Origin of the sequence: Ruegeria sp. HKCCA5463, from assembly GCF_013034175.1 — a bacterium.
Taxonomy (GTDB): domain Bacteria; phylum Pseudomonadota; class Alphaproteobacteria; order Rhodobacterales; family Rhodobacteraceae; genus Ruegeria.
On the sequence record NZ_WQFL01000024.1, the window covers coordinates 1 to 5,668 of the forward strand.

Here is a 5,668-nt window from a genome sequence, read left to right on the forward strand (position 1 = left end):
AATTCGCGCAAGCGAATGATCAGACGGAAAGGGCGCCCCGCGGGGCGCCCTTTTTCATTTTCGTAAACGCACACCGAGATGCTACCCTTTTCCGTATTGAAGCATTGCAATTCGAAAGAGGTCATAAGATGCACGTATCGGCACGTTTACTCTGTCTTGTCGCAGCAATCGCGTTTTCATCAACCTCGGCATCGTCCCAACAAATCGCGGATCGCATTTATCTTGGCGGTCCAATCGTCACAATGAATGACGAAGGCCCCTCTGCCGAAGCGGTTGCAGTCAAAGACGGGCGTATTCTGGCCGTCGGATCGCTGTCTGATCTATCTGCGTATCAAGGTGATGGAACGGAAACCTTCGATCTGAACGGACGCGCGATGCTGCCGGGCTTTGTGGACAGCCACGGGCATGTTGTCATGGGAGGTTTGCAGGCACTGTCAGCCAACCTCCTCGCGCCGCCGGATGGAGATGTCGTTGATATCGCAAGCCTGCAATCAACGCTGTCCACCTGGGTCGCTGAGAATGCGGAAGCCGTTGAGCAGGTGAAAATGATCGTTGGCTTTGGTTACGACAACGCGCAGCTGAAAGAGCTGCGTCACCCGACACGGCAAGAACTGGATATGGTGTCCCAAGACTTGCCGGCCATCATCATTCATCAATCCGGGCATTTGGGGGTCGCAAATTCAAAAGCTCTGGAGTTGGCAGGTATCACCGCCACCTCAGAAGCACCTCCGGGCGGTGTGATTCAGCGCGATGAAGCTGGTGAGCCCAACGGCGTTCTGGAAGAATACGCGTTCTTTTCGGTTCTTGTTCCCATGCTTGGAAATCTGGGTGAGAAAGGCTTGGCGGCATTCGCGAAGGCCGGAACAGAGCTTTGGGCTAAGTTTGGATATACAACCGGACAAGAAGGCCGATCGTCCGGTGAGATTGTCGAGGTTCTCAGGAAAGTTGCAGCCGAAGAAGGGCTGCCCATCGACGTGGTCGCGTTTCCAGACGTTTTGGAAGCTCGGGAGTTCATCAGAGAAAACACATCCGCAGACTATGAGAACCGGGTCCGGGTTGGGGGTTGCAAGCTGACAATCGACGGTTCACCGCAGGGTTTCACAGCCTTGCGGGATCGACCCTATTACAATCCGGTTGGAAATTATGCCGCCGGGTATGCCGGATATGCCGCCATAACGATGGAGCAGCTTCAGGACGCGGTGAACTGGTGTTATGAGAACGGCTTCCAGATCCTTGTGCATTCCAACGGCGAAGGAGCATCCGATATGCTGATTGCGGCCCTTGAAGAAGCGCAGATCAAGTATGGCGACCCGGGCAACCGCCCCGTTCTGATACACGGCCAGTTTCTGAGGGAGGATCAGGTTGCCAGTTTCAAACGGCTTGGCGTGTTCCCGTCGCTTTTCCCGATGCACACGTTCTATTGGGGCGATTGGCACCGGGATCATACTGTGGGACCGGTCAATGCCGACAACATCTCACCCACGGGATGGCTGCGAGAAAGGGACATGATGTTCGGCACACATCACGATGCCCCGGTCGCGTTTCCCGACAGTATGCGGGTTCTTGCCGCGACGGTCACTCGCCGCACTCGTTCGGGCGACATACTGGGGCCGCATCAAAGGGTGGACGTCATGACTGCACTTAAGGCCATGACAATTTGGCCTGCGTGGCAGCATTTTGAGGAAAACGAGAAGGGGTCGATTGAAGTTGGAAAAGTTGCAGACTTTGTGATCTTGTCTGACGATCCCACGACGGTCGATCCAGAGACCCTAGCCGAGCTCAAAGTGCTTGTAACCGTCAAAGGTGATGAGGTTGTTTACAAAGCTGAAGAAGGTGTCAGAGAGGGAAAGATGCGTTTTTCTCCGTTTTCCAGTGATCCAGTTATTGCGCATCTTTTTCTGCACGCGGTTTACCAAGGAATGAAGGTCGAAAGTCCATGGTTAACCAATGGCGTTTCTGGAGGTGAATAGAAGGTTTTCATTCTGGCATTTGCCTCTTGCAAAAACGCTCAGGTCGCTATAGTACGCGCGGGTTCTCAATAAGAACATCAAGGCGGGGTGATTCCCGCCTTTTGGGTTCGATGAGGGTTGGCGATGCGCGTCTGTCCTCCTCTCAACTCCAACGCCTGAATAAAAGGCTGTTAATATGCAAAGCCAAAACATCCGTATTCGGCTGAAGGCATTTGACTATCGCGTTCTGGATGCCAGCACGCAAGAGATCGTCAACACTGCCAAGCGGACCGGCGCGAACGTGCGCGGACCGATCCCGCTGCCGAACAAGATCGAGAAGTTCACGGTTCTCCGTGGCCCTCACGTTGACAAGAAATCCCGCGACCAGTTCGAGATCCGCACGCACAAGCGTCTTCTCGACATCGTTGATCCGACCCCCCAGACCGTTGACGCGCTGATGAAGCTCGACCTCGCTGCTGGTGTGGACGTCGAGATCAAGTTGCAGTCGTAATCGGAGGGTATGAGAATGCGCTCTGGTATTATCGCAAAAAAAGTTGGCATGACCCGCCTGTTCATGGAAGACGGCAAGCAGATCCCTGTGACCGTTCTTCACCTGGACAACCTGCAGGTCGTTGCACAGCGCACCGCTGACAAAGACGGCTACACCGCCGTTCAGCTGGGCGCCGGTGCCGCCAAGGCGAAACGCACCTCGAAGGCCATGCGCGGCCACTATGCCGCTGCCAAGGTCGAGCCCAAGCGTAAGCTGGCCGAGTTCCGCGTCTCCGAAGATGGCCTGATCGAAGTGGGTGCCGAGATTTCGGCAGAACACTTCCTGGAAGGTCAGAAGGTTGACGTATCGGGCACATCGATCGGTAAAGGCTTTGCCGGTGCGATGAAGCGCCACAACTTCGGTGGCCTGCGCGCCTCGCACGGTGTTTCGATCAGCCACCGTTCGCACGGTTCGACCGGTCAGTGTCAGGACCCGGGCAAGGTTTTCAAAGGCAAGAAGATGGCCGGTCACATGGGTGCTGCCCGTGTCACCACCCAGAACCTGGAAGTCGTCAAAACCGACGCCGAGCGTGGTTTGGTCTTCATCAAAGGCGCCGTTCCCGGACCGAAATCGGGCTGGGTCACCGTCAAGGACGCCGTGAAGAAGAAAGCACCGGAAGGCCTGCCTTTCCCGGCTGCTGTGAAATCGGCTGCATCTGATGCACCTGCGGAAGAAGCTCCCGCGGAAGGTGGTGAAGCATGAAACTTGATGTAATCAAACTGGACGGCGGCAAAGCCGGCGACATCGAGCTGAACGCCGATCTGTTCGGTCTCGAGCCGCGTGCGGACATCCTGCACCGTGTGGTCCGTTGGCAGCGCAACAACGCGCAGGCTGGCACCCACAAGGTCAAGACCCGCTCGGAAACCAGCTACTCGACCAAGAAGATCTATCGCCAGAAGGGCACCGGTGGCGCACGCCATGGTGACCGCAACGCGCCGATCTTCCGCAAGGGTGGTATCTACAAGGGCCCGACCCCTCGTTCGCACGGCCACGACCTGCCGAAAAAGTTTCGCAAGCTTGGCCTGCGCCACGCTCTGTCGGCCAAAGCCAAGGCAGGTGAACTGGTTGTGATCGAGAACGCCGAAGCCGAAGGCAAGACCGCCGCTCTGGCCAAACAGGTTGCAAACCTGGGCTGGAAACGCGCTCTGGTCATCGACGGCGCGACCGTGAACGAAGGTTTCCTGAAGGCGTCGCGCAACATCGAAGGTCTGGATATCCTGCCGTCGATGGGTGCAAACGTTTATGACATCCTCAAGCGTGACACCCTGGTGCTCACCAAAGCGGCTGTCGAAGCACTGGAGGCTCGTCTGAAATGAGCGCGAAGGCAGAACACTACGACGTGATCCGCAAGCCGATCATCACCGAAAAGTCGACCATGGCGTCCGAAAACGGCGCGGTTGTCTTTGAAGTGGCGATCGACAGCAACAAGCCGCAGATCAAAGAGGCCGTCGAGGCGCTGTTTGGTGTGAAGGTCAAAGCGGTGAACACCACTGTGACCAAAGGCAAGGTCAAGCGGTTCCGCGGCCAGCTGGGCCGTCGGAAAGACGTCAAAAAAGCATATGTGACCCTGGAAGAGGGTAACACCATCGACGTATCCACCGGTCTCTGATCGAACCCGTCTTTGGAGAGAGATGAAAACCCCCGCCGAAAGGCGGGGGTTTTTTTGTCGGCTAGGTCTCAAAGTTCATTGGCAGTTAAAGGCCGACAACTTTGTTCCAGTCTGAGATGTACATATAGATACGCTGAAACTCGGACGGCAAAAGCATACGGTTGTGTGCCACGAAATTCCGCGCTTTTTCGAGTTCAGTCATTCGCTGTCCTATCCAATCCTGACTAGGCATTGTATCTTTAAAATGTGACCAATTCTGAATAATTATCGCGGCCAAATCCCCGAAATCGACGAATTCAAGACGATCCCCTTTGGCGCCTTCAAGCCATGAGTCCTTTTCCGCTGTTGATTGTCGCGATTCAGCCATTGTCCTAATCTTCTTTGGAACAGCATCTTTTTCCCACCAGTCAACACCAACTGTTTCGTCAAGAGTATCTCTGATAAGTGAGCGAACTTCGTTTTCAAATGCGTGCAAGACAGCATAAAGGCGAGCCATTTCCAATGCATCGTTGCGCCGCTTTACACCAAAAGGGCTTAATGCCTCCAATAGCAATTGTTCCTCGGAAGCTCCGAGATCAGCCCCCACTTTGATACCGGCCTTTCTGAATGCTTCAGATTCTGACTCGAATAGAAGGCCGCGGAACACAAAATCTCTAACGGAACTACTCAATGATGTGTTCCCTCAATGATTTAAAAATGGCGTTGTACACTTCGATGTCTTTGGTCGCAGGAAGGTGAATCTGAATGTTATAGTTTAGGCCGATAGGTGCCGGCGGTGTCGCGTGTTGTGCCGGAGAACTACTATGTTGTACGGAAGCGGGAACAGGCGACGGGGCGGTCTCGGGAACGGGGTGGTCCTCAAGTTCAGATGAACCAACGACATCCGGTTGCGTCTGACCCAGAAGGGTGTCTTTGTCGCAGAGATCTAAGAGCGCAAGAAACGTCCTTGCGGCTCGGTCGGAAGCTGTGTCGGACATATTGTATGTGCTTTTGTACTTTCCAGCGATCATTTGAACGTCGTTCGATGTAGGCTCCCTTTTCATAACAAAGATGTCGCTGTAGGCTTCTTTAACAGCCTCGGCCAACACGATCTGCCAGCGCGTAGGGTCTAAAAACTCCATATATTTTTTGGTTGGCGCTCCATCAGAAGATAGAAAGCCAAGACCCTTTAGTAGTCCAATGGCCGCATGCCAGTTGGAAGACTTAAAGCCTAGGTCTTTGAGAAACTCCCGAGAAAACTTCTCCGGCGCTTGACCTTCGCGTAGTTTACCAAAGAACTCTCCAAACTTGCCATACACTTGCATGGACTGATTCAGTAATGCCATTTTTTCCTCAAAAGATACGTGTTTGTAACTCACTGAATAATTGAAGCTTTCTGTCTGGATTGCAACAATAGGTGCGGCTCGGGTTATTTTGCGGTTAACGCCTCTTCAAAACTAAGGTTTTTAAGGATGTATTCCCCTATAGACACCCACTCCCAACCCTGTTTCACGCACCCAATCTTACGGCCTCGGATTCGTTCCGGGGCCTTAGATATTTTGAACCGGGGACCTTCGGGGC

Annotated in this window: 7 protein-coding genes; 5 read left to right on the top strand and 2 right to left on the bottom strand. The window is 54.1% G+C overall.

Annotation, left to right across the window (positions count from 1 at the left end; translation table 11 throughout):
* Window positions 1-242: 242 nt before the first annotated feature.
* From GOW09_RS22155 to GOW09_RS22175, 5 genes are all read left to right on the top strand, one after another.
* Complete coding sequence (locus GOW09_RS22155) at window positions 243-1,970, top strand: amidohydrolase (protein ID WP_254442780.1); 1,728 nt, start codon at window positions 243-245, stop codon at window positions 1,968-1,970.
* A gap of 175 nt (window positions 1,971-2,145) precedes the next feature.
* Window positions 2,146-2,460 (top strand): 30S ribosomal protein S10, encoded by a 315-nt coding sequence (rpsJ, locus tag GOW09_RS22160; protein ID WP_008756422.1) that lies wholly within the window; start codon window positions 2,146-2,148, stop codon window positions 2,458-2,460.
* Window positions 2,461-2,475: 15 nt separating this feature from the next.
* Window positions 2,476-3,201, top strand: a complete 726-nt coding sequence (gene rplC, locus GOW09_RS22165) for a 50S ribosomal protein L3 (protein ID WP_152459170.1) — start codon at window positions 2,476-2,478, stop codon at window positions 3,199-3,201.
* Window positions 3,198-3,815 carry a 50S ribosomal protein L4 gene (gene rplD, locus GOW09_RS22170; RefSeq protein WP_155148664.1) on the top strand — a complete coding sequence of 206 codons (618 nt, stop codon included), beginning with the start codon at window positions 3,198-3,200 and terminating at the stop codon, window positions 3,813-3,815. Before rplC ends, rplD begins: the two co-directional genes overlap by 4 nt.
* Window positions 3,812-4,108, top strand: coding sequence for a 50S ribosomal protein L23 (locus tag GOW09_RS22175; protein WP_008757532.1), 297 nt, complete (start codon window positions 3,812-3,814; stop codon window positions 4,106-4,108). The genes rplD and GOW09_RS22175 overlap by 4 nt, the downstream gene beginning before the upstream one ends.
* 85 nt (window positions 4,109-4,193) lie before the next feature.
* Here the strand turns inward: GOW09_RS22175 and GOW09_RS22180 are convergent, their stop codons facing one another.
* Both GOW09_RS22180 and GOW09_RS22185 read right to left on the bottom strand, forming a co-directional pair.
* Window positions 4,194-4,778 carry a Swt1 family HEPN domain-containing protein gene (locus GOW09_RS22180; RefSeq protein WP_171121053.1) on the bottom strand — a complete coding sequence of 195 codons (585 nt, stop codon included), beginning with the start codon at window positions 4,776-4,778 and terminating at the stop codon, window positions 4,194-4,196.
* Window positions 4,771-5,466: a DUF5343 domain-containing protein gene (locus GOW09_RS22185; protein WP_217360306.1), complete on the bottom strand. Its 696-nt coding sequence runs from the start codon at window positions 5,464-5,466 to the stop codon at window positions 4,771-4,773. The genes GOW09_RS22180 and GOW09_RS22185 overlap by 8 nt, the downstream gene beginning before the upstream one ends.
* Window positions 5,467-5,668 lie beyond the last annotated feature (202 nt).

Coding starts and splice junctions, on each gene's coding strand:
- GOW09_RS22175 (WP_008757532.1), top strand. CDS start 3,812: ATGAGCGCGAAGGCAGAACACTACGACGTGATCCGCAAGCCGATCATC.
- GOW09_RS22155 (WP_254442780.1), top strand. CDS start 243: ATGAATGACGAAGGCCCCTCTGCCGAAGCGGTTGCAGTCAAAGACGGG.
- rplC (WP_152459170.1), top strand. CDS start 2,476: ATGCGCTCTGGTATTATCGCAAAAAAAGTTGGCATGACCCGCCTGTTC.
- rpsJ (WP_008756422.1), top strand. CDS start 2,146: ATGCAAAGCCAAAACATCCGTATTCGGCTGAAGGCATTTGACTATCGC.
- rplD (WP_155148664.1), top strand. CDS start 3,198: ATGAAACTTGATGTAATCAAACTGGACGGCGGCAAAGCCGGCGACATC.